This window comes from Pseudomonas sp. GW821-FHT01E10, from assembly GCF_059422365.1.
On the sequence record NZ_JBWKWT010000010.1, the window covers coordinates 173,831 to 195,955 of the forward strand.

The 22,125-nt window shown below is 59.2% G+C and carries 20 protein-coding genes and 1 pseudogene; 8 read left to right on the forward strand and 13 right to left on the reverse strand.

The window, feature by feature from the left end; genetic code table 11:
- Positions 1-104: 104 nt before the first annotated feature.
- From gltP to AC07V0_RS18915, 4 genes and pseudogenes are all read right to left on the reverse strand, one after another.
- The gene (gene gltP, locus AC07V0_RS18900; protein WP_018927284.1) at positions 105-1,436 is read right to left on the reverse strand and encodes a glutamate/aspartate:proton symporter GltP; all 1,332 of its coding nucleotides are present in this window, start codon (positions 1,434-1,436) and stop codon (positions 105-107) included.
- A 683-nt stretch (positions 1,437-2,119) separates the two neighbouring features.
- Positions 2,120-2,224 (reverse strand): annotated as a pseudogene (locus tag AC07V0_RS18905) (inhibitor of vertebrate lysozyme family protein); the annotation flags it as partial.
- Positions 2,225-2,290: 66 nt separating this feature from the next.
- Positions 2,291-2,455, reverse strand: a complete 165-nt coding sequence (locus AC07V0_RS18910) for a DUF1328 domain-containing protein (protein WP_003177151.1) — start codon at positions 2,453-2,455, stop codon at positions 2,291-2,293.
- 81 nt (positions 2,456-2,536) lie between these two features.
- Positions 2,537-2,824, reverse strand: coding sequence for a hypothetical protein (locus AC07V0_RS18915; protein ID WP_064615662.1), 288 nt, complete (start codon positions 2,822-2,824; stop codon positions 2,537-2,539).
- 440 nt (positions 2,825-3,264) lie between these two features.
- Here AC07V0_RS18915 and algB point away from each other — a divergent pair, with 440 nt between their 5' ends.
- Both algB and AC07V0_RS18925 read left to right on the forward strand, forming a co-directional pair.
- Positions 3,265-4,611, forward strand: coding sequence for a sigma-54-dependent response regulator transcription factor AlgB (gene algB / locus AC07V0_RS18920; protein WP_018927282.1), 1,347 nt, complete (start codon positions 3,265-3,267; stop codon positions 4,609-4,611).
- Between the two features lie 10 nt (positions 4,612-4,621).
- Entirely contained in the window at positions 4,622-6,412 is a 1,791-nt protein-coding gene (locus AC07V0_RS18925) for a KinB sensor domain-containing domain (protein ID WP_495019816.1), read from the forward strand.
- A 12-nt stretch (positions 6,413-6,424) separates the two neighbouring features.
- Here the strand turns inward: AC07V0_RS18925 and AC07V0_RS18930 are convergent, their stop codons facing one another.
- The 7 genes from AC07V0_RS18930 to AC07V0_RS18960 all read right to left on the reverse strand — a co-directional run bounded on the left by AC07V0_RS18930 (position 6,425) and on the right by AC07V0_RS18960 (position 13,700).
- Positions 6,425-8,041, reverse strand: a complete 1,617-nt coding sequence (locus AC07V0_RS18930; protein ID WP_018927280.1) for an EAL domain-containing protein — start codon at positions 8,039-8,041, stop codon at positions 6,425-6,427.
- A gap of 73 nt (positions 8,042-8,114) precedes the next feature.
- On the reverse strand, positions 8,115-8,894 hold the full coding sequence (locus AC07V0_RS18935) for an N-acetylmuramoyl-L-alanine amidase (protein ID WP_138866575.1): 780 nt from the start codon (positions 8,892-8,894) through the stop codon (positions 8,115-8,117).
- Positions 8,895-8,996: 102 nt separating this feature from the next.
- Entirely contained in the window at positions 8,997-11,036 is a 2,040-nt protein-coding gene (locus tag AC07V0_RS18940) for a GGDEF domain-containing protein (protein WP_436275132.1), read from the reverse strand.
- Positions 11,037-11,897, reverse strand: coding sequence for an endonuclease/exonuclease/phosphatase family protein (locus AC07V0_RS18945; protein ID WP_007940704.1), 861 nt, complete (start codon positions 11,895-11,897; stop codon positions 11,037-11,039).
- A gap of 14 nt (positions 11,898-11,911) precedes the next feature.
- Positions 11,912-12,553, reverse strand: coding sequence for a thiol:disulfide interchange protein DsbA/DsbL (locus AC07V0_RS18950; RefSeq protein ID WP_258612907.1), 642 nt, complete (start codon positions 12,551-12,553; stop codon positions 11,912-11,914).
- A 198-nt stretch (positions 12,554-12,751) separates the two neighbouring features.
- The gene (locus AC07V0_RS18955; RefSeq protein ID WP_007940706.1) at positions 12,752-13,363 is read right to left on the reverse strand and encodes a c-type cytochrome; all 612 of its coding nucleotides are present in this window, start codon (positions 13,361-13,363) and stop codon (positions 12,752-12,754) included.
- 46 nt (positions 13,364-13,409) lie between these two features.
- A complete protein-coding gene (locus tag AC07V0_RS18960) occupies positions 13,410-13,700 on the reverse strand; it encodes a c-type cytochrome (protein ID WP_019020904.1) in 291 nt (96 codons plus the stop codon).
- 191 nt (positions 13,701-13,891) lie between these two features.
- Between AC07V0_RS18960 and yihA the strand changes: the two genes are divergently transcribed.
- On the forward strand, positions 13,892-14,533 hold the full coding sequence (yihA, locus tag AC07V0_RS18965) for a ribosome biogenesis GTP-binding protein YihA/YsxC (RefSeq protein ID WP_007940707.1): 642 nt from the start codon (positions 13,892-13,894) through the stop codon (positions 14,531-14,533).
- A gap of 298 nt (positions 14,534-14,831) precedes the next feature.
- Here the strand turns inward: yihA and polA are convergent, their stop codons facing one another.
- Positions 14,832-17,600 (reverse strand): DNA polymerase I, encoded by a 2,769-nt coding sequence (gene polA / locus AC07V0_RS18970; RefSeq protein WP_018927275.1) that lies wholly within the window; start codon positions 17,598-17,600, stop codon positions 14,832-14,834.
- Positions 17,601-17,674: 74 nt separating this feature from the next.
- Here polA and AC07V0_RS18975 point away from each other — a divergent pair, with 74 nt between their 5' ends.
- Positions 17,675-17,965 carry a DUF2782 domain-containing protein gene (locus AC07V0_RS18975; protein WP_018927274.1) on the forward strand — a complete coding sequence of 97 codons (291 nt, stop codon included), beginning with the start codon at positions 17,675-17,677 and terminating at the stop codon, positions 17,963-17,965.
- 58 nt (positions 17,966-18,023) lie between these two features.
- Positions 18,024-18,974, forward strand: coding sequence for a homoserine kinase (locus AC07V0_RS18980; RefSeq protein WP_018927273.1), 951 nt, complete (start codon positions 18,024-18,026; stop codon positions 18,972-18,974).
- A gap of 93 nt (positions 18,975-19,067) precedes the next feature.
- Here the strand turns inward: AC07V0_RS18980 and AC07V0_RS18985 are convergent, their stop codons facing one another.
- Positions 19,068-19,988, reverse strand: a complete 921-nt coding sequence (locus tag AC07V0_RS18985; RefSeq protein WP_111453150.1) for a zinc ABC transporter substrate-binding protein — start codon at positions 19,986-19,988, stop codon at positions 19,068-19,070.
- Between the two features lie 66 nt (positions 19,989-20,054).
- Between AC07V0_RS18985 and zur the strand changes: the two genes are divergently transcribed.
- Genes zur through znuB form a run of 3 tightly spaced genes read left to right on the forward strand, consistent with a single transcriptional unit; the run spans position 20,055 to position 22,103 of the window.
- Positions 20,055-20,537: a zinc uptake transcriptional repressor Zur gene (zur, locus tag AC07V0_RS18990; RefSeq protein ID WP_026286509.1), complete on the forward strand. Its 483-nt coding sequence runs from the start codon at positions 20,055-20,057 to the stop codon at positions 20,535-20,537.
- Positions 20,537-21,322, forward strand: coding sequence for a zinc ABC transporter ATP-binding protein ZnuC (gene znuC, locus AC07V0_RS18995; RefSeq protein WP_007940713.1), 786 nt, complete (start codon positions 20,537-20,539; stop codon positions 21,320-21,322). Before zur ends, znuC begins: the two co-directional genes overlap by 1 nt.
- Complete coding sequence (gene znuB / locus AC07V0_RS19000; protein WP_019580298.1) at positions 21,315-22,103, forward strand: zinc ABC transporter permease subunit ZnuB; 789 nt, start codon at positions 21,315-21,317, stop codon at positions 22,101-22,103. The genes znuC and znuB overlap by 8 nt, the downstream gene beginning before the upstream one ends.
- The last annotated feature ends 22 nt before the right edge of the window (positions 22,104-22,125 follow it).

A 22,125-nucleotide genomic window follows, 5' to 3' on the forward strand; every position in this document is an offset into this window, starting at 1 on the left:
CAGTCAAATCCCCCGGAAGATGCGGCGAATGATAGCGGGGTAGGCAGAAACGACAAACCCCGGATTTCTCCGGGGTTTGTTGGGGGCTCTTGTGGGAGCGGGCATTAGTTGCTGGAGGTTTCACCAACCGGCAGCTTTTCCTTGCTGCGCCAGTGCGGCAGGGAGTTCCAGTAGCGCTGGCCCTTGGCGTCGTCGTACATGCCTTCCCAGCGCGAGATGACCAGCACGGCCAAGGCGTTGCCGATCACGTTCAGCGCGGTGCGGGCCATATCCATGATGCGGTCGACACCGGCGATGAATGCCAGGCCTTCCAGCGGAATACCGACGCTGCCCAGAGTGGCCAGCAACACCACGAAGGACACGCCCGGTACGCCGGCGATGCCTTTGGAGGTGACCATCAGGGTCAGCACCAGCAGCAATTGCTGGCTGATCGACAGGTCGATGCCGTACAGCTGGGCAATGAAGATCGCCGCGATGCTCTGGTACAGGGTCGAACCGTCGAGGTTGAACGAGTAGCCGGTCGGTACCACGAAGCTGCAAATGGCTTTCGGCGCACCGTAGGCTTCCATCTTCTCGATCACGCGCGGCAGCACGGTTTCGGAACTGGCGGTGGAGTAGGCCAGGACCAGCTCATCCTTGAAGATGCGCATCAGCTTGATCACCGAGAAGCCGAACAGGCGAGCGATCAGGCCCAGCACCACGAAGGCGAAGAAGGCGACGGCGAAGTAAACCAGGACGACCAGCTTGGCCAGTGGCAGCAGGGAGGCGAAGCCGAAGTTGGCCACGGTCACCGCGATCAGTGCGAACACGCCGATCGGGGCGTAGTTCATGATCATGTGGGTGACTTTGAACATGCTTTCCGACACGCCCTGGAACATCTTCACCAGAGGTTCGCGCAGGTCCGATTGCAGGCTCGACAGACCGAGACCGAACAACACGGAGAAGAAGATGATCGGCAGCATCTCGCCGCGCATCATGGCCGCAAAGATGTTCGACGGGATCAGGTTGAGGATGGTTTCGATGAACGCGTGTTCATGCTGAACCTCGGCAGCAGTGGCCTGGTACTTGGAAATATCCACGGTACCCAGGGTGCTCATGTCGATACCGCTGCCCGGATGGACCACGTTGGCCAGCACCAGACCGACCAGAATGGCGATGGTGGTGACGATCTCGAAGTAAATGATGGTCTTCAGACCGATACGTCCGAGTTTTTTCGCGTCCCCAACGCCAGCGATGCCGACGACCAGCGAGGAGATTACGATCGGGATCACGATCATCTTGATCAGACGGATAAAGATATCGCCTGCTGGTTGCAGGACGTTGCTGATCCACCAGGCCTTTTCAGCGCTGAAGTGGTTGAGCAGTGCACCTATTGCTATCCCCAGAACCAGACCGATGAGGATCTGCCAGGCGAGGCTAAGCTTTGCCTTCTTCATATCTTTACCCTTACTTGCGTTTGACTCAGGCCGATGCATGAACTGCAACGCTCAATGGCGAAGCCGTCTTGCACCAACCCCCGTATAAGGTCCCCGCGAGCGAGCATTTACAGCTCTCTGGCAGCGAAAAAGGCGCAACTATTCCGATGCGGGGAAGCGCCGTCTAATGCCGTAAACGCCTACCCTATGCCGAATCGGCATGAGATTTTTCAACTGAAACCCACGTCCCAGCCGGTTCGAATGCGACATTTCGGCAGGTATAAGTGCCGTGAACCGGCCATTTCAGCGCCGGTTGATGTTTTTTTGAACCAGTGAAAATTTAGGAGATGTCCTACGTTCGACTGCGATTTTTCTTCTCATGAAAGTCAGAGCTTTCTCGATATACGGTCACGAAGAAACACCGCGAAACGGTTTTGCGGGGAATATGCAGCAAGAACATATGAGCAGAATGCTCTAGATCAACGTTTTGCACGTTGAAGCTCTCCACAAGTCCGTCGAGCCACGCTAGGCCGACGAACTTGCGTCGCAGCTTCACCTGACCCGGCCCTTGCGCGGCTACTCCCTGTACCCGTAGGTCACTCCGACCCTGAAGCAGTCAGAACGTCCCGACCCCTTGGTCATGCGTCTACCGTCCTCGGGTAGCGCAGTGGAAAGAAGCGTGAGGCCTCTTTCGTGTTTCGAACTCAATACCGGCGTGGATCTTTCTTCAGTCGCGCCATCCACATCTTCTGCATGCCTTCGTCCGGTTTACCGAGTAAGCGGTAGTCGGCATGTCGCGTGGGTGGCCGCGATCGTCATGGCACTGCCGCCCAGAAGCAGGGCGGCCGCCAATGTCTTTAACCAAAACACACATATCAACCTCGACCGCGACGGCCAAAGAAGAAGGAAGCAATGAACATCACCAGGAATACGACAAAGAGAATCTTGGCGATACCCGTGGCGGTGCCCGCGATACCACCGAAGCCCAATACTGCAGCGATGATGGCAATGATCAGGAATGTGATTGCCCAGCTCAACATGGTGATTCTCCTTACGCTTCTATTTAAGGATGTTGCTTGTGGTGCATTTCCCGGCGCGTTGAGCGCGCCAAGTTCGTTTGCTTAAAACACCCAACGTTCCTGGGAGGGCGTCTCGTCCACAGGCCGGGCCTGGTCGACGCCCATCATTCGTATTGAGGCGTTGTCAGCCGGGTTGCTGCTGACGGCGCTGAAGTGGCTTTGGGGGGGATGTGGAATCGAAAGGTGCACTGGCGCCGGTTGCGCGCTTTGCTCCCAACGCATGTACTGCTGGCCACCAATCAGGGTGATCAACAACGCCAACAGGGCAAACAAGCCTTGCTGGACATGCAGTGGCGAAAGACGCAATTGGGCGGCACTTTGGCGATTCATCCTGAAGTTCCTCCCATACGGGTAGTGATCTTTGGCGGGCGCTGGTTCATTAAATGCCCTGATTACCTAGACCATTGCAGCCTGCATGCCAGCTTTAATAAAGAATAAATACGATAGAAATCAAAAGGTTATTGTGTTTGTAGAAAACGTTTTAGACGCATCCTGCACGATGATCCGTTTGCAGTCGTGCGTAATGCACGATGAGTTCGCAGGCACTTTCAATATTTTTGGAATTGCGGGGAGGGCGTAGATGTCAGAAAGGGACGCAGGCAATCGCTGAAAGAATGGTCTGTAAATAAAAGTTCAAATAAATCAGCGTATTAGCTGAACTTTGAGTAGATAGATAGCCTGTTGTGGCTGGAATCGACCAGAATCAATCATGCAACTTGCCCGATTTTTCCGGGACTAACCAAGAACACCTATTAAAGGAGCGTAGGAACATGGAATCAGCCACTGAGCATCAAGGCCGCATTCTGCTGGTGGACGACGAATCCGCCATCCTTCGAACCTTTCGCTATTGCCTCGAAGACGAAGGCTACAGCGTGGCCACCGCGACCAGCGCTGCTCAGGCCGAAGCCTTGTTGCAGCGTCAGGTTTTCGATCTGTGCTTCCTCGATTTGCGCCTGGGTGAAGACAATGGCCTCGATGTGCTGGCCCAGATGCGAATTCAGGCGCCCTGGATGCGTGTGGTGATCGTCACCGCTCACTCCGCCGTAGACACTGCCGTGGATGCAATTCAGGCCGGTGCCGCCGACTATCTGGTCAAACCTTGCAGCCCTGATCAGTTACGTCTGGCCACCGCCAAACAGCTGGAAGTGCGGCAACTCTCGGCACGCCTGGAAGCCCTCGAAGGTGAAGTGCGTAAACCCAAGGAGGGGCTGGACTCCCACAGCCCGGCGATGAAAGTGGTGCTTGAAACCGCACGCCAGGTCGCCAGTACCGACGCCAACATTCTGATTCTCGGAGAGTCTGGCACCGGTAAAGGTGAGCTGTCACAGGCCATTCATGGCTGGAGCAAACGCCAGAAGAAATCCTGCATTACCATCAACTGCCCCTCCCTGACAGCGGAATTGATGGACAGTGAACTCTTCGGCCACAGCCGTGGCGCGTTCACCGGTGCCAGCGAAAGCACCTTGGGGCGTGTCAATCAGGCTGATGGCGGAACGTTGTTTCTCGACGAGATCGGCGATTTTCCCCTGACCTTGCAGCCAAAGTTGCTGCGTTTCATCCAGGACAAGGAATACGAGCGTGTGGGTGACCCGGTGACCCGTCGCGCCGACGTGCGAATCCTCGCGGCTACCAACCTCAACCTTGAAGACATGGTCCGCGACGGGCGCTTTCGTGAGGATTTGCTCTATAGGCTGAACGTCATCACTTTGCACCTGCCGCCGCTTCGCGAACGCAGGGAAGACATCCTGAACCTGGCTGACCGTTTCCTGGCGCGCTTCGTCAAGGAATACTCGCGTCCGGCCCGGTGTTTCAGCGACGAGGCCCGCGAGGCGCTGCTCAGCTACCGCTGGCCCGGCAATATCCGCGAGCTGCGCAACGTGGTGGAACGGGCGAGCATTATTTGTCCGCAGGAGCGGGTCGAGATCAGCCACTTGGGCATGGCCGAAGCTCCGACCAACAATACGCCACGCATTGGCGCCGCGTTGAGCCTGGATGAGTTGGAGAAAGCCCACATCGGCGCGGTCCTTGCCACCGCCGATACCCTGGATCAGGCGGCCAAGACCCTGGGTATCGACGCCTCGACCCTGTACCGCAAACGCAAGCAGTACAACCTGTGAGCTGCACCCGATGAAACTGGCGATGACATTGCGCACCCGGTTGTTCCTGAGTATTTCAGCCTTGATCACCGTGGCGCTGCTCGGGCTGTTGCTAGGCCTGGTCAGCGTGATGCAGATGGCTGGTACACAGGAGGCCCTGATCCGTGACAACTTCGTCAGGCTGGATCTGGGATTGAAGCTGCGCCAGACCCTGGGTGATCAACTGATCATCATGCTCGGCGAGAAGCCTGATCCCGCGGCGCTCGAGGCATCCCGACAGCATTACCTCGAATTGCTCGATGAAGGCATTGCTCGCGAGCCGTCCAGCGAGGGCGCCCAGTACGGTTTCAAAAAGGCCAAGGCTGATTACCAGAGCTTTCTGCAGGCCTACGATCTTTCCCGCGATACGGCACAGGTGCTCACTGGGGGCGGGGATCTCACGGAAAAATTCAACACGCTGCGCAACGGTTTGATCGCCGAACAGAAGCGCGCTCTGGATAACATCAGTGAAACCGAACGCCAGGCCCGGGACCGCGCGTTGCTGATTGCCGGCCTGCTCGGGTTGATCGGGGTGGGGGTGCTGTTCATCGGGTTCATTACCGCCCATGCGATCGCCCAGCGTTTCGGAGCTCCGATCGAGGCCCTGGCGGCGGCGGCTGACAACATCGGCCAAGGCAATTTCGAAGTGACTCTGCCGATTTCCTCCGCAGTGGAAATGAACCAGCTGACCCGACGCTTCGGAATCATGGCCGAGGCCCTGCGACAGCACCAAGCCACTAATATCGACGAGCTACTCGCCGGACAGCAGCGTTTGCAAGCAGTGCTCGATAGCATCGACGACGGTTTGCTGATCATTGATCGTCAAGGTCAGCTCGAGCACCTCAACCCGGTGGCTCAGCGCCAGTTAGGCTGGGACACCGAGCGTCTCGGCCAAGGGCTGGGCACGGCACTTGAGCGTCCCGAACTGGATGAACAACTGCATCTGGTGCTGCGCGGCGGCACCCTGGAGCGAGTGCCGGACGACCTGAGCATCGAGGTTGACGGGGAGTCGCGATTGCTGACGTATAGCCTGACACCGGTCAGCCATACCCAGGGGCATATTCTCGGCGCCGTGATGGTGTTGCATGACGTCACCGAACAGCGTGCCTTCGAACGGGTGCGCAGCGAGTTCGTCTTGCGTGCTTCCCATGAGTTACGGACGCCAGTCACCGGGATGCACATGGCATTCGGCCTGTTCCGCGAGCGGGCGCGTTTTGCCGAGGATTCCCGTGAGGCCGACTTGCTGAACACCGTGAATGAAGAAATGCAGCGCTTGATGCAGTTGATCAACGACCTGCTGAATTTCTCTCGCTATCAGAATGGCCTGCAAAAACTCACCCTGGCGCCGTGCTCCATCAAAGATTTACTGGAGCAGGCCCAGGCACGCTTTGCCGGCCCGGCGCAGGAGAAGGGCATTGAGCTGTTGGTGGAAGTGCAGGGAACGTTGCCACGGCTGCAAGCTGATCAGGCGCAACTGGAGCGGGTGCTCGATAACCTGATCGACAACGCCTTGCGTCATACCTCCCGCGACGGGCTGATACGTTTGCAGGCTCGACGTCATGGGGAGCGGGTGATTATCAGTGTCGAAGACAACGGCGAAGGCATTGCCTACAGCCAGCAAGGAAGGATATTCGAGCCTTTTGTTCAGGTCGGCCGCAAGAAGGGCGGCGCCGGGCTCGGTCTGGCGCTGTGCAAGGAGATCGTGCAGTTGCACGGTGGGCGGATGGGCGTGTATTCACGGCCGGGGCAGGGTTCGCAGTTCTACATGGCGCTGGCGGTATAAGCCTGAACCCTCTCAGTCTTCGTCATCCAGACGCCGCGTTGCCTGTCGGCGGCCACGGGTAATCAATTCGATGAATTGCACAGCGCTCAATGGGTGTGCGAACAGCCAGCCCTGACCGAACTTCACCCCCTCGCTGCTCAGAAACTCTGCCTGGGCTTCATGTTCGATGCCTTCGGCAATCACCTTGAGTTGCAGGGCCTGGGCCATGCGAATGATGTGCGGTGCCACGCCGCTGCTGGCGGCGTCATGACCCAGCGCGTCGATAAATGCCTTGTCGATTTTCAGGCAGTCCACGGGCAGTGTTTGCAGGTAGGCGAGGCTGCAATAGCCAGTGCCGAAGTCATCGATCAGCACCTGATGCCCGACATCGCGCAAGGCCTGCAGGTTTTCTCTGGCCACCACGACATCAACCAATCCGCGCTCGGTCACCTCAAAGGCAATCTGTCTGGCGGCTACACGGTGCAAGGCCAGCAGGCGCGCCATCACCTGACCGATACGCGGCACCATGACGTCGCAGGCCGCCAGGTTGACCGAGATATACAACTGCGGATTGGCGCGCAACAGTTGTCCGAGCTGTTCCAGCAGGCGCTGTAATACGAAATCAGTCATCTGGCGGATCTGGCCGGTGTTTTCCGCCATGGGAATGAACAGCTCGGGGCTGGTCAAGGTGCCGTCCGGTCTTCGCCAGCGCAGCAAGGCTTCGGCTCCGACACAGTTGCGACTGTCGAGGTCGAAGATCGGTTGATACAACACCTGCAATTCGCCTCGTTGTATCGCGCCGTGCAGTTCGGCATCCAGTGATTGACGCTGGCGCACCAGCAGAAACACCAGAATGCCTACGCAGGCACTTAGCGCGAGGCTGGCCGGAAGCAGCCACCACCAAACGGCCGGCACATGCATCCCGGTACGCGGGGTGATCAGCACCAGTTGGTATTCGGGAGTGTTGGTCGGCATTCGGTAAATCAGGCGGGTAGGGGTGACTTGCAGTGCATCGTGATTTTTCGGGGGCCAGGGTTGCGTCGGGGGCCACTCCTGCTCGGCACCGAGCACGGGAATCGCGCGGGTGTCGTGGTCGAGCACCACCAGCAGGCTGCTCCCCGGAGACAGATCAACCATGTCGGTCAAATGCCCGCGAGACGTAGCCACCCGGAAATTGCCACGCCCCAGCATCAGTGCGGCGCGGTTCTCATCGGGTTCGGTGGTGGTGTTCAACCAATAGCTGTAGGTGGGGCCCTCGATGTCCGGTGGCCGGATCACCGAAAGCCCTTCCTGGCGTGGGCGGTTGGAGCAGATTCCTGAAGCATCCATGTAAGCGGCTTCGTAAACGAAGCGGTAATTGAAGCTGACTTGCTGCAATGTGGCGATCATTTCATCATCGCAGCCCCGCAGCGGTTGAGCTTCAAGGTCGTCGAGGCTTTCGCGCAGTTGCCCGAACAGCTGCTCCAGACGGACCAGAAAGCGCTCCCCCTGGGCGTTCATCTCCTGGCTTTCGTTGTCCTCGACCTGATGCATCGCAATGAACAGACTGCCGGTCATCAGCAGCGTGGCACTCAAGGCAGCCGCCAGCGTCGCCAGAAACCAAGGGCGATAGAACCAGCTACGCAGCTTCTCTCGAGCAGCCGTCATCATGGAATATCCGAAGGATTACCAATGAGTTATAGCTGCTGATTGGGAAAAGACCCTGACCGTCGGGCGGGCGTCATTATTTTGTCTGGTTCAACACCTGGAGAAGCGCCGCGGTTTGCGCGTCCGGCGTGCCGTCGAAACGGGACGGGCGAAAATGCAGCTGAAAAGCCGCCAGCACATTGCGTGTCGCTGCATCCAGTTCGCCGGTTTGTGGCGTGGCGTAGCCCAGGCGGGCAAGTTGTGCCTGAAACCAACTGATGCTTGGCAGCTGCATGGCGAACTGCGCTTGCTGACGCGCCACGGCCTGCTCGTTCGGCCAGATTCCCAGGCCTTCGGCCGCCAGGCGTTTCCAGGGGAACAGCGGGCCAGGGTCGAGCTTGCGCATGGGGGCGATGTCGCTATGGCCGATGATATGGCGAGGGCTGATGCCCTGGCGCTTGCTGATGTCCTTGAGCAGAAAGATCATCGATTGGACCTGGGCTTCGCTGTAGGGATACCAGAGACGCCCGGTCGGGGTGTCCTGGAAGCCCGGATTGACGATTTCGATGCCAATGGAACTGGAATTCAGCCAGGTCCGGCCTTGCCATTGGCTTTCGCCGGCGTGCCAGGCTCGAAGATTTTCATCCATCAGCTTATAGATGGTGGCGTGCTCGTCGTCGCCGATCAGGTAGTGGCTGCTGACTTCGCCATGGGTCAGCAATTGCAGCGAGTCCTCCAGGGATGCGGAGGTGTAATGCATCACCACGAACTGAATACGGCTGTCGTGATTGACTGAAGGGTGGCTGGTGTCAATCCGGGGACCGCTGGCGCAACCGGCTAATACGAGCAGCGAAGCAATAAGAGCAAGAAGTTTCATGGTGGAGGCAATATACACGAGACAATAATGCAACAGTGTAACGTATTGCCTTGCGCGCCGACCGCAAAAGCGCGCCTTTAAACAAAATGGAACAATTAACGGTCAGCCCAGTTCTATCCGATTACGCCCGGTGTTTTTCGCGCGATATAGCGCCTGATCAGCTCTTTTAAGCACCAGGTCGCTATGTTCGCCCGCTCTGAAGGCGGTCAGTCCCATGGAAATGGTGATAGTGACTCGCTCGCCCTTGAAGTGGAATGGGCAAGCTTCGATCGATGCGCGCAAGGTTTCCAACAGTTTCGCGCCGGCCATCGGCGCCGTGGCAGGCATCAACAGCACAAACTCCTCACCGCCAAACCTGGCTATGAAGTCCGTCCCGCGCAGACGCTTGCGCAGCACACTGGCGATGATTTTCAGCACCTTGTCGCCCGCGAGATGGCCGTAGTTGTCATTGATGCGTTTGAAATGGTCGAGGTCGAGCATCGCCAGTAACAGGGTATTGCCGTGTTGTTGCCATTGACTGATTTCGTGGTCCAGCCGTTCGCTCCAGGCCGCTCGATTCGGCAGGCCGGTCAACGGATCGATCAAAGCCTTCTGGCGCTGTTCTTCGAGGTGCTCGCGGTAACCCAGCGCTTCCTGCTCCATGTGGGCCACCCTTTCAGCCAGGCTTTGCAGGCGGGCAGCGACTTCCTGCTCGCGCTCGTCGCGTTGCTTCTGGTGCTGGTCCATGGTGCCGAGCAGGCCTTCGAGATGGTCTTCCAGCATGTGCTTGAGGTCATCGAGGTCCGCCGCGTCCTGCATGCTGCTTTGCAGGCCGTCGACTTGCTCGCGAATCTGCGTGTCCATCACTCGCGCGGCAGAGCGGTTGTCGGCGTGGCCTTCGCTGGCGGCTTGCAGGTTGCTCTGAAATGATTCGAGGCGTTCGTTGAGTCGTTGCAGATAGGCTTCGAATTCGTGTTGGCCGCTGTCGGTAATGGCCAGCATTAATGTTGCCAGATCATCGAGGATGGGTAGCAGTTCGTACCAATTCAAGCCGTTTTGAAGACGATTGCGCATCGCTTCGGCTTGCGGTCGATGGCGTTCGGGCAGCGTCAGGTCGTCGAGAAGGCCCAGCAGAGTGTCTTCGATGTGCTTGGCCACAGAGCTGTAGGACGGTTCCGGCGAGTCCGGCAGGGCATACAGAATGTCGTGTTCTGACGTTTGCGGATCGCTGGCCTCCGGGATTAGTTCATCCGGGTTGATTGCCGGCGGAGCCTGGGTGGCCGGTACGGCGATCGATGGAGCCGGCTCTTGCGGGTGTTCGAGGTTCGGCTGGATTTGTGGCTCCGGGGCCTGGCTGCTCGTGGCCTCTGGCTCCAGGATGGGCGGGGCGAACGCCACGACTTCGGCTATGGGTGCCGTTGTTGCTGTGGGAGCCGGAGTGTCCACGGGTTCAGCGGGCGCAGCGGCGGGCAGGGCAGCTTCAACGGTTGGCATTACCGCTTGCGGTTTGTTGGCGGCTGGCGCGAGATTGACCGTCGCGAGTGGGAGTTCGGCCAGTGGAGCTGCAACCGGCTCGACAGGTTGCGGTGCAGGCATTGGCAATTCGGGGGCGGCGATCTGTGGCGCAGCCTCGTCTGCATCCCGGCTACCGAACAGGCGCTGCAGAAAACCCGGACGACCCGGTTCCACAGGGTTCTCCAACAGGCTCAAGGCTTTGCCTTGCAAGCCGCTCAGTTCGCTGAGCAGCAACGGGATTTCGCGAGCCTGGCCGACACGTCCGTTCAGCTGCTTGGCGAAACTCTTCAGTGGCCGGCTCACTTCCCGTGGCAGCGGCAATGCTTGCAACTGAGAGACCAGCGCCGTCAGTGCGGCGCTGACTTGATCAACCCGGGTTTCCCGGCGTTGCTCGGAGTCGAGCACGGCTTTTTCCAGGCGCGGCAGCAAGGCTGCCAGGCCGGCGTCCATGTCGTCTGTGCGTACGACTTCGCGCATTTCCTTCATGCATAGGTCAACGGCGCGATCGGTGCCTTCGGCAGCCAGGGTGCTGCGCACCAGTCCGCGACGCAGCAGGTCGAGCCGGGCGTCCCATCGACGTTCGAGCTTTTCCTGTTGTTCGATGCTTTTGAGGTATTTCTCTTTCCAGCGCTGTGCTTCGTCGCTCATTCAGGCAGGACTCAACGCGGGGAATGCATCGGCCGTGAGCGAGCCCGGCAGACGAATCTCTACCGCGACCGGCAGGTGATCGGAAATGGGCTGTGCCAGCACCTCGACCTTTTCAAGCGTCAGGGTGGGGCTGAGCAGAATGTGGTCCAGACAGCGCTGTGGGCGCCAGCTGGGAAAGGTCGCTTCCATCTGCGGCGCGAGCAGGCCTAAATCGCGCAGCGGGGAATGTTGCAGCAAGTCACCGGCGTGGGTATTCATATCGCCCATCAGCACCTGGTGCTTATAACCGCCGATCAACTCGCGGATGTAAGCCAGTTGCATGCTACGGGCGCGAGCGCCCAGCGCCAGGTGCATCATCACCACCACGAGCGCCTCCGGACCTTCGCCGAAGCGCACCAGAATGGCCCCGCGACCCTTGGGCCCCGGCAGCGGATGATCCTCGATCGCCCACGGGCGCAGGCGGCTGAGCACGCCATTGCTGTGCTGGCCGAGATGACCGAGATTGCGATTGAGTTGTTGATACCAATAAGGGAAGGCGCCGAGCTGCGCCAGGTGTTCGACCTGATTGACGTAGCCCGATCGCAGGCTGCCGCCATCGGCTTCCTGCAAGGCGACCAGATCGAAGTCGCCCAGCAGATTGCCGATTTTTTGCAGGTTGTCGGCACGCCCGGTGTGCGGCAGCAGATGCTGCCAGCCGCGGGTCAGATAGTGCCGATAACGCTCGGTACTGATGCCGACCTGGATATTGAAACTGAGCAAACGCAGACGGCTGTCCACGGGCAACCCCGTTGATTCCAGGTGATGCTCGTTGACCCGCGGGTCGTGCAGGCCAACGATGCGTTCAGTTCCCCAGCGGCGCATGGCGGTCGCCGCGCTTAGTTGGCAACGGCCTTGGTTGCCGCTCGCTCTTTGGCGACCAGTTGGTCAGCCAGTTTCAACGCTTGTTCGGCGCCGCCGGCAGAGCCGATGTCAAAGCGATACTTGCCATTGACGATCATGGTAGGCACGCCGGAGATTTCATATTTCTTGGCAAGCTCTTTGGCTTTGTTGATCTGGCCCTTGATGGCGAAGGAGTCGAAGGTGGCCAGGAATTTTTCCTTGTCTACACCTTGGGTCGCCAGGAAGTCCGCCATGTCTTCTTTATCGGTCAGCTTCTTGTGTTCTTTCTGGATTGCGTTGAACACCGCAGCGTGAACCTTGCTCTCGACACCCATGGCCTCAAGCGTCAGGAACATCTGGCCGTGGGCATCCCAAGGGCCGCCAAACATGGCCGGGATACGTACGAAATTTACGTCGGCAGGCAGCTTTTCAACCCATGGGTTGATGACGGGTTCGAAGGCATAGCAGTGCGGGCAGCCGTACCAGAACAGCTCCACGACTTCGATCTTGCCAGGCTCGGCCACCGGGACCGGGTTGCTCAGTTCGACATAGGGCGCTTCAGGTTTTTCGGCGGCTTGGGCAGTCATGCCGAACAGGCTGGCAGCGACGAGTGCGGCGCTGATGATCAGATTACGCATGCTTTACTCCTGGACAATTTGGGCGCCTCGCGCGACCTGTTTTCAGACAGATTCCGGCGGGCTTGAGTTCTGTAGTGTAACGGCAGCGGCCACAAAAAAGGGCAGCCAAAGCTACCCTTTTTATGTTTGCATCGACGGATTAATCGAGAGTTAACGTTGCAAGAGATGTACATCACTCACAACGCTCGATCACAGGCCTTAGTGCAAGCCTTGAATATAGCTGGAGACGGCGGCGATATCTTCGTCGCTCAGCTTTTTAGCGATGCTTTGCATTGGTTTGGTGTCGCCGTCGTTGGTCCGGCCACCTTCTTCTTTTCTGAATTCGGTCAATTGCTTGCCGACGTACTGAGCATGCTGGCCGCCCAGGTGCGGGAAGCCGGCAGCTGCGTTGCCTGCGCCATTGGGCGAGTGGCAGCCGGTGCAGGCTGGCAGCCCTTTGGCCAGGTCGCCGCCACGGAACAGTGCTTCACCGCGAGCCACGATTTTCGGGTCGGCGGCACCGACGCTGCCTTTCTGGCTGGCGAAGTAGGCGGAGATATCGGCCAGGTCCTGATCGCTGAGGTTGGTCAGCAGGCCGGTCATTTCCAGCACCGTGCGTTTGCCGGACTTGATGTCGTGCAGCTGCTTGTTCAGATAACGCTCGCCCTGGCCTGCCAGTTTCGGAAAGTTAGGCGCCATGCTATTGCCATCCGGGCCATGACAGGCGCCACATACTGCGGCTTTCGCCTGACCAGCAGTCGCATCACCTGCAGCATGGGCAATACCGGAGATCCCCACGGTCAACAGCAGACTCACGATCAATTTGTTCATCAGCTAATCCAACTACGGCTAAGGGTTAAAGAGTTATGGACCGGGTTTACTCGCTCATCCATTGGATGATGGCTCGGTAATCCTCGGCACTGCAGTCCATGCACAAACCACGCGGCGGCATCGCCTTGAAACCCTGGGTCACGTGTTGCACCAGCGTCTCCATACCTTTCGCCAACCTCGGCGTCCAAGCTTCCTGATCGCCCCTGCGGGGCGCCATGGGTAGTTGGCCGGAATGACAGGCACCACAAACACGGTTGTACACAGCTTCCGGATCCTGTGTAGCCTGAGCGCTGTAAAGCGGCATCAAGACACCGGCAGCTAGCAGCCATTTCGTCATAAAACGACCTTTTCAGGGTTGAGAGCGTGCTGCGTTCTAATGCGCAATCAAGGTCAATCGCTCTCGTGAACTTCATCCTACGCTGGGACAAAGCGCACACAAAATCTGCGGCATTATATACTGGCGTCACTGAAACGGAAACGACACTGCTTGCCGCGTCCATTCCCGGCGCCGCCCACATCGGAAATCCCATGCAACTCAAGAATCCCATCCTCGGCCTGTGCCAACAGTCCACCTTTATGCTCAGCGCCGCCAAAGTCGACCAATGTCCCGACGACGAAGGCTTTGAAGTGGCCTTCGCCGGGCGTTCCAATGCCGGCAAGTCCAGCGCGTTGAATACTCTGACCCACGCCAGCCTGGCGCGGACCTCGAAAACACCGGGTCGCACACAGCTGTTGAACTTCTTCAAGCTAGACGATGAACGCCGTCTGGTCGACCTGCCAGGCTACGGTTATGCAAAAGTACCGATCCCGTTGAAGATGCACTGGCAGCGTCACCTGGAAGCCTATCTGGGTGGCCGTGAGAGTTTGAAAGGTTTGATTCTGATGATGGACATCCGTCATCCAATGACCGACTTCGACCTGTTGATGCTCGATTGGGCCGTTGCCAGCGGCATGCCGATGCATATCCTGCTGACCAAGGCCGACAAACTGACCTACGGCGCGGCAAAAAACACGCTGCTCAAGGTTCAATCGGAAATCCGCAAGGGTTGGGGCGATACGATTACTATCCAGCTGTTTTCGGCCCCCAAGCGCATGGGCCTGGAAGAAGCCTACACCGTACTGGCGGACTGGATGGAGTTGGCGGACAAGGGTGCCGAGGCTGCCGAGTAAGTCTCTCGAGGCCAATTGGCAGGCAAAAAAAACCCCGGACTTCGTATGGGGAGGGAGAAGTTCCGGGGTTCAAGTTCCGGACCGCTAGGGCGGGGTCCAGATATCTGCCAACACTTAACACAACATAGGAGCATCGAAGGGCTTCACCAGCCATTCAGTATCTCTGAGTGGCGGTTCGCGGATTTAGTTCAGACTATTTTCAAAATCCTTTGGAAATAATCACTGTCGTTTTTCGCTCTATAGCCCTTCGTCATGTGCTGCGGCGCCAGGCCGCAGCACAAACGTCTTTTCAGGTGGCTCAGTGCGCCTCATCCCAGTTGTTGCCTGCGCCCACCTCAACCAGAAGCGGTACGTCCAGTTGTGCGGCGTTGCTCATGTGCACGCGAATCTCCTCGCGTACCTGGTCGACCAGGTCCTCACGCACCTCGAGCACCAATTCATCGTGTACCTGCAGGATGACTTTGGCGTCCAGGCCTGACGATGCCAGCCAGTTGTCCACCGCCACCATGGCTTTCTTGATGATGTCCGCCGCGGTGCCTTGCATCGGGGCGTTGATCGCCGTGCGCTCGGCAGCTTTGCGCAGGGCCTGGTTTTTCGCGTTGATTTCCGGCAAGTACAGGCGACGACCAAAGATGGTTTCGACGAAGCCTTGCTCGGCGGCCTGGGCGCGCGTGCGCTCCATGTACTGCAGCACGCCGGGATAACGGGCGAAATAACGGTCGATGTAGGCCTGGGACTGTTTGCGGTCAACGCCGATCTGCTTGGCCAGGCCAAACGCGCTCATGCCGTAGATCAAGCCGAAGTTGATGGCTTTCGCGCTTCGACGCTGATCGTTGGTGACCGCATCCAGCTCGACGCCGAACACTTCTGCGGCCGTGGCCCGGTGGACGTCGAGGTTGTTGCGGAAGGCATGCAGCAAGCCTTCGTCCTTGGCCAGGTGCGCCATGATCCGCAGTTCGATTTGCGAGTAATCCGCGGCCAGCAGTTTGTAGCCTTTCGGCGCGACGAACGCCTGACGAATCCGGCGACCTTCGGCGGTACGGATCGGAATGTTCTGCAGGTTCGGGTCGATGGACGACAATCGCCCGGTGGCTGCGACAGCTTGCTGGTAAGACGTATGAATGCGCCCGGTGCGTGCGTTGATCTGCTCTGGCAAACGGTCGGTGTAGGTGCTTTTGAGCTTGCTCAGCGAGCGGTATTGCATCAGCACCTTGGGCAGCGGGTAGTCCTGTTCTGCCAACTCGGCCAGCACGGCTTCGGCAGTCGACGCCTGACCCTTGGCGGTTTTGCTGAGTACAGGCAAACCGAGCTTTTCGTAGAGAATCACGCCCAGTTGCTTTGGCGAGCCAAGGTTGAATTCTTCACCGGCAATGGCAAAGGCCTCACGCTCAAGGGCGACCAGCTTCTCGCCCAGCTCGACGCTCTGGATGCCCAGCAGGTTGGCGTCTACAAGCGCGCCCTGGCGCTCGATACGGGCCAGGACCGGCATCAGCGGCATTTCAATCTCGTTGAGCACTTTGACCAGGCTTGGCGTCGCGGCCAGTTTTTCCTGCAATACCAGATGCAGGCGGAAGGTGACATCGGCGTCTTCGGCGGCATAGGGACCCGCCAGCTCAAGGGAAATCTGGTCGAAGGTCAGCTGTTTGACGCCTTTACCCGCAATCTCCTGGATGTCGGTCTTGCTTTGGCCCAGGTACTTGAGCGCCAGGCTGTCCATGTCGTGGCGGGTGGCCGTTGAGTCCAGTACGTAGGACTCGAGCATGGTGTCGTAGGCAATACCCTGAACAGTAATCCCGTTGTTCTGATCGCCACCGATGGCGCAATTGGCGAGGATATTGGTGTCGAACTTCGCATGTTGGCCGACTTTCAGTTTATTCGGGTTTTCCAGCAGCGGTTTCAACGCCAGCAGCACGGTGTCACGGTCCAGTTGTTCCGGTACGCCCATGTAGGAATGGGTCAGCGGAATGTAGGCTGCTTCGTTGGCCGCGACAGAGAACGACAGGCCTACCAGTTGCGCGTGTTGGGCATCGCTGCCGTTGGTTTCGGTGACGAAGGCGATCAGCGGCGCCTTGTCGAGTTTGTCCAGCCAGGCCTCGAAGCGCTTCTGGTCGAGGATGGTTTCGTATTTCGCTTCGGCGGCACCCGGCTGCTCCTGGGCGACCTCGACGATGTCCTGACCCGAACGCTTGGCGTCGCGCTGGTTCTCTTCGAACCAGCTCTTAAACTCCAGCAGGGAATAGAGTTCGGCAAGCTTGTCGTGATCCGGTGGGCCCATCTGCAGATCGTCGAGGCCGATGTCCAGCGGCACGTCGATCTTGATGGTTGCCAATCGGTAAGAAAGAAAGGCCATTTCCTTATGCTCTTCGAGCTTGGCCGGCAGGGTCTTGGCGCCGCGAATCGGCAGGGTCGGGACGATATCGAGCTGCGCATAGAGCTCGGTCAGGCCGCCATTCACGCCAACCAGCAGGCCGGAAGCGGTCTTCGGACCGATACCCGGAACGCCCGGGATGTTGTCGGACGAATCGCCCATCAACGCCAGATAATCGATGATCTGCTCGGGAGCGACGCCGAATTTCTCCTTCACGCCTTCCACGTCCAGCGCGCTACCGGTCATCGTATTGACCAAGGTAATGTGCCCGTCGACCAGTTGTGCCATATCCTTGTCACCGGTGGAAATCACCACCGGACGGTCGGCGGCCGCGCTGCTGCGGGCCAGGGTGCCGATCACATCGTCCGCTTCGACGTTGTCCACGCACAGCAATGGAAAGCCCAAGGCCTTGACGCTGGCGTGCAGCGGCTCGATCTGGACCCGCATATCGTCAGGCATGCTTGGGCGGTTGGCCTTGTATTCGGCGAACATCGCGTCGCGGAACGTCCCGCCCTTGGCGTCGAACACCACGGCGAACGGGCTGTCCGGGTACTGCTTGCGCAGACTCTTGAGCATGTTCAACACGCCTTTGACCGCTCCGGTCGGCAGGCCTTTGGACGTGGTCAGCGGAGGCAGCGCGTGAAAGGCGCGGTACAGATAAGAAGAACCGTCCACCAGGACGAGGGGGGCTTGGCTCATGAGCAGGATCAACCTTTTCGGCGGGTCCGGCGCTAGAATAGCGGGACCGTTGACGACAAAGGGACAAGGTTATCATGCGCACACTAAATCGCTTGTTGCTGGCTGGCTTGTTTGCAATCACTCCATTGGCTGTCATGGCGGCGGATGACAAGCCCTCGGCGGACCCGGAAGTAACGATCCGCACGGAAGGCGATAAAACCATTCAGGAGTATCGCCAGAACGGCTTCGTGTACGCGATCAAGGTCACCCCGAAGGTCGGAAAACCGTACTTTCTGATACGTGCGGACGGAACAGATGCAAACTATATCCGCTCGGATCAGCCGGATATGCTGATTCCCTCGTGGAAAATCTTTGAGTGGAAGTAGTTTCTTAATTTCAATCGGCGCTGGCTCAACCGCGGCGCCCGTACTGGCAGTTTTAACCATGTCTGTGTTCACCCCCCTGGCTCGGCCCGAGCTGGAAACCTTTCTCGCCCCTTACGGGCTCGGCCGCCTGCTTGATTTCCAGGGGATCGCCGCCGGTAGCGAAAACACCAATTTCTTTATCAGCCTGGAGCAGGGCGAGTTTGTCCTGACCCTGGTCGAGCGCGGTCCGGTGCAGGAGATGCCGTTCTTCATCGAACTGCTCGACGTGCTGCACGACGCCAACCTGCCTGTGCCTTATGCCCTGCGCACCACCGACGGCGTTGCATTGCGCGAGCTGGCCGGTAAACCTGCGCTGTTGCAGCCACGTCTGGCGGGCAAGCACATCAAGGACGCCAACGCCCAGCATTGCGCTCAGGTCGGCGAGCTGCTGGCTCACCTGCACCTGGCGACCCAGGCCAACATGATCAAGCGCAAAACCGATCGTGGCCTGGACTGGATGCTGGAAGAGGGCACGCAGTTTCTCTCGCACCTGAACGCCGAACAAAGCGATTTGCTGCAACGGGCTCTGGAAGAGATCACCCAGCAGAAGACGAAAATTCTGGCGCTGCCGCGGGCCAACATCCATGCGGATCTGTTCCGCGACAATGCGATGTTCGAAGGCACGCACCTGACCGGGTTGATCGACTTCTACAACGCTTGTTCAGGGCCGATGCTCTATGACGTGGCAATTGCCTTGAACGACTGGTGTTCGGACGAGCAAGGGCAGCTCGACGGGGCTCGGGCGCGGGCGTTGCTGGGCGCTTATGCCGCGCTGCGACCGTTCACCGCTGCCGAAGCGGAGCTGTGGCCGACCATGCTGCGCGTGGCGTGCGTGCGGTTCTGGTTGTCGCGGTTGATTGCGGCGGAGTCTTTCGCCGGGCAGGACGTGTTGATTCACGATCCGATGGAATTTCAGCTGCGCTTGGCACAGCGGCAGAAGGTCGACACGCCGCTGCCTTTCGCCCTCTAAAAGCTTCGCGGGCAAGCCTCGCTCCTACAGGATGTGCGCGATCCCTGTAGGAGCGAGGCTTGCCCGCGAACGATTCACCACCAAACTTCCTGCTTACAACGACTCCAGGCACCCGGCCAAATCATTTCCCAATTTTTCCAGCACCTGCTCATACCCCTGGGCGGTCGCTGGCGTGTACCCGCCCAGCGCATCCAGCTCTGCCAGTTTCACCGGTAGCCCGGCCACCAGGGTTTCTGCCAGGCGCGGGCGCAGCGGCGGTTCGCTGAACACGCAAGTTTTGCCGACTTCCTGCAACCGCGCGCGCATCGCCGCGACGTGCTGGGCACCGGGCTGTACTTCGGCTGCGACACTGAACACACCGGCGTGCTTGAGGCCGTAGGCGTCTTCGAAGTAGTCGAAGGCTTCGTGGAACACGAAGTAAGGCTTGTTCGCGATCCCTGCCATGCGAGCCTTCAGGCGTAGGTCCAGGGCATCCAGGCGTTCATCGAAGGCTTTGAGGTTGCTCTGATAGCGCGCCGCGTTAGCCGGATCGGCTGCACTCAGATCGGCCGCCATTTTGCTGGCGATCACTCGGGCGTTGATCGGTGACAACCACAAGTGCGCATCCAGGCTGCCGGGGCGATGATCGTGGTCATGCTCATCGGCTTCTTCGGCGTGGGAGTGGCTGTCCTCGGCGAAACGTCGCAGCTTCAGGCCAGGCAAATCCTGCACTGCGACGCTGGGCAGCGTACGACCTTTCAGTACGCGAGGCAGAAAACCCTCCATGTCCGGACCGATCCAGTAAACCAGGTCCACCGACTGCACCTTCCGTACGTCGGATGGGCGCAAGGCATAGTTATGCGGCGATGCCCCGGGTGGCAGCAACACTTCCGGAATCGCCACACCTTCCTGCACCGCAGCAGCAATCAACTGCAGCGGTTTGATGCTGGTAAGTACTTTGACTTCGGCCTGGGCTGAACCGATCAGCAGAAAACTTGCGACAAATGCGACAAAGATAGAAAAAAGTCGGGACACGATGACCACTCGAAGAGGCGAGAACGGGTAACATAATAACGTCTCTCACAACACTCGTCGCCGCTCATGCCTAAAACACCGATTGCCAGTCGTCCCCACGACCACTCTCATTGCGTCCATAGCGCATTGTCTGAGGCCGATGCCTTGTGCGCACGTCAGGGGCTACGCCTGACCGCTTTGCGCCGGCGGGTGCTGGAACTGGTCTGGCAAAGCCATAAACCTCTGGGTGCCTACGACATTCTGGCGGTGCTCAGCGAGCAGGACGGCCGCCGAGCTGCGCCGCCGACCGTGTATCGTGCGCTGGATTTTCTGCTGGAAAATGGCCTGGTACACCGCATCTCCTCGCTGAACGCCTTCGTCGGCTGCAATCACCCGGAACACGCTCACCAAGGCCAGTTCCTGATTTGCCGCCAATGCCACGCCGCCATCGAGCTTGAACAGAAGTCCATCAGCGACGCGATCGTCGGCAGCGCCAGGGACGTCGGATTTATCGTCGAGGCCCAGACTGTTGAAGTCATCGGTCTCTGCTCGGGTTGCCAGGGGGCTTAATGAGCAATGCGCTGATCCGTCTTGAGCAGGTGGCCGTCACTTTTGCCGGGCAAAATGTGCTGGATAACATCGAACTGAGCGTCGAGCCGGGGCAGATCGTTACCCTGATCGGCCCTAATGGCGCCGGCAAAACCACGCTGGTGCGCGCGGTGCTCGGTTTGTTGAAGCCGGACAGCGGCAGCGTCTGGCGCAAGCCGAAGTTGCGCGTCGGTTACATGCCGCAAAAACTCCATGTCGATCCAACCCTGCCGCTATCAGTGCTGCGTTTCTTGCGTCTGGTCCCTGGCGTGGACCGCGCTCGGGCCTTGGCCGCCCTCAAGGAGGTCGGCGCCGAGCAGGTGATCGACAGCCCGGTACAAAGTGTTTCCGGTGGCGAAATGCAGCGAGTACTGCTGGCCCGGGCATTGCTGCGCGAGCCGGAGTTGCTGGTGCTCGATGAGCCGGTACAAGGCGTCGACGTGGCCGGTCAAGCCGAGCTCTATAGCCTGATCACACGTCTGCGCGACCGTCATGGCTGCGGCGTATTGATGGTCTCTCACGATTTGCATCTGGTGATGAGCACCACCGACCAGGTGGTGTGCCTGAATCGCCATGTCTGCTGCTCCGGGCATCCCGAGCAGGTCAGCGGCGATCCCGCGTTCGTCGAACTGTTCGGAAAGAACGCACAAAGTCTGGCGATTTATCACCACCATCACGACCACGCTCACGACCTGCATGGCTCGGTGGTCATTGCGACCCCGTCGGCCCATACCCACGTTCATGGAGATAGCTGCAAGCATGGCTGATTTTCTGCTCTTCGCCCTGCTTGCAGGTCTGGCCCTGGCGCTGGTTGCGGGCCCGTTGGGTTCGTTTGTGGTCTGGCGGCGCATGGCTTATTTCGGCGACACCCTGTCCCACGCCGCGCTGCTGGGTGTGGCGCTGGGCTTTCTGCTGGATGTCAGCCCGACCGTGGCTGTCACCGTAGGCTGCCTGTTGCTGGCAGTGTTGCTGGTGACGCTGCAACAGCGGCAGCCATTGGCGTCTGACACGCTGTTGGGAATTCTCGCACCGAGCACGCTCTCCCTGGGCCTGGTGGTACTAAGCTTCATGCATGAAGTGCGGATCGACCTGATGGCCTATCTGTTCGGCGACCTGCTGGCGATCAGCCCGACCGATCTGGCCTGGATCCTCGGCGGCAGCGCGGCGGTGCTGGTGTTGCTTGTCACGCTGTGGCGACCCTTGCTGGCGATCACCGTGCATGAAGAACTGGCCAGGGTGGAAGGTTTGCCGGTGGCGGCGTTGCGTCTGGTCCTGATGTTGCTGATCGCCGTGGTGATTGCGGTGGCGATGAAAATCGTCGGCGTGTTGCTGATTACTTCGTTACTGATTATTCCGGCGGCTGCGGCACAACGTCACGCCCGCTCGCCGGAGCAGATGGCACTGGGCGCGAGCCTGCTGGGCATGCTCGCGGTGTGTGGCGGGCTGGCGTTGTCCTGGTTCAAGGACACCCCGGCTGGCCCGTCGATTGTGGTGGCGGCCGCCGCGTTGTTTCTGCTGAGTTTTGTCCTGCCCCGTCGAGGGGTGTAGACTTGCTCGTTTTTTGCGCAAA

Coding starts and splice junctions, on each gene's coding strand:
- gltP (WP_018927284.1), bottom strand. CDS start 1,436: ATGAAGAAGGCAAAGCTTAGCCTCGCCTGGCAGATCCTCATCGGTCTG.
- AC07V0_RS18910 (WP_003177151.1), bottom strand. CDS start 2,455: ATGTTGAGCTGGGCAATCACATTCCTGATCATTGCCATCATCGCTGCA.
- AC07V0_RS18915 (WP_064615662.1), bottom strand. CDS start 2,824: ATGAATCGCCAAAGTGCCGCCCAATTGCGTCTTTCGCCACTGCATGTC.
- algB (WP_018927282.1), top strand. CDS start 3,265: ATGGAATCAGCCACTGAGCATCAAGGCCGCATTCTGCTGGTGGACGAC.
- AC07V0_RS18925 (WP_495019816.1), top strand. CDS start 4,622: ATGAAACTGGCGATGACATTGCGCACCCGGTTGTTCCTGAGTATTTCA.
- AC07V0_RS18930 (WP_018927280.1), bottom strand. CDS start 8,041: ATGATGACGGCTGCTCGAGAGAAGCTGCGTAGCTGGTTCTATCGCCCT.
- AC07V0_RS18935 (WP_138866575.1), bottom strand. CDS start 8,894: ATGAAACTTCTTGCTCTTATTGCTTCGCTGCTCGTATTAGCCGGTTGC.
- AC07V0_RS18940 (WP_436275132.1), bottom strand. CDS start 11,036: ATGAGCGACGAAGCACAGCGCTGGAAAGAGAAATACCTCAAAAGCATC.
- AC07V0_RS18945 (WP_007940704.1), bottom strand. CDS start 11,897: ATGCGCCGCTGGGGAACTGAACGCATCGTTGGCCTGCACGACCCGCGG.
- AC07V0_RS18950 (WP_258612907.1), bottom strand. CDS start 12,553: ATGCGTAATCTGATCATCAGCGCCGCACTCGTCGCTGCCAGCCTGTTC.
- AC07V0_RS18955 (WP_007940706.1), bottom strand. CDS start 13,363: ATGAACAAATTGATCGTGAGTCTGCTGTTGACCGTGGGGATCTCCGGT.
- AC07V0_RS18960 (WP_019020904.1), bottom strand. CDS start 13,700: ATGACGAAATGGCTGCTAGCTGCCGGTGTCTTGATGCCGCTTTACAGC.
- yihA (WP_007940707.1), top strand. CDS start 13,892: ATGCAACTCAAGAATCCCATCCTCGGCCTGTGCCAACAGTCCACCTTT.
- polA (WP_018927275.1), bottom strand. CDS start 17,600: ATGAGCCAAGCCCCCCTCGTCCTGGTGGACGGTTCTTCTTATCTGTAC.
- AC07V0_RS18975 (WP_018927274.1), top strand. CDS start 17,675: ATGCGCACACTAAATCGCTTGTTGCTGGCTGGCTTGTTTGCAATCACT.
- AC07V0_RS18980 (WP_018927273.1), top strand. CDS start 18,024: ATGTCTGTGTTCACCCCCCTGGCTCGGCCCGAGCTGGAAACCTTTCTC.
- zur (WP_026286509.1), top strand. CDS start 20,055: ATGCCTAAAACACCGATTGCCAGTCGTCCCCACGACCACTCTCATTGC.
- znuC (WP_007940713.1), top strand. CDS start 20,537: ATGAGCAATGCGCTGATCCGTCTTGAGCAGGTGGCCGTCACTTTTGCC.
- znuB (WP_019580298.1), top strand. CDS start 21,315: ATGGCTGATTTTCTGCTCTTCGCCCTGCTTGCAGGTCTGGCCCTGGCG.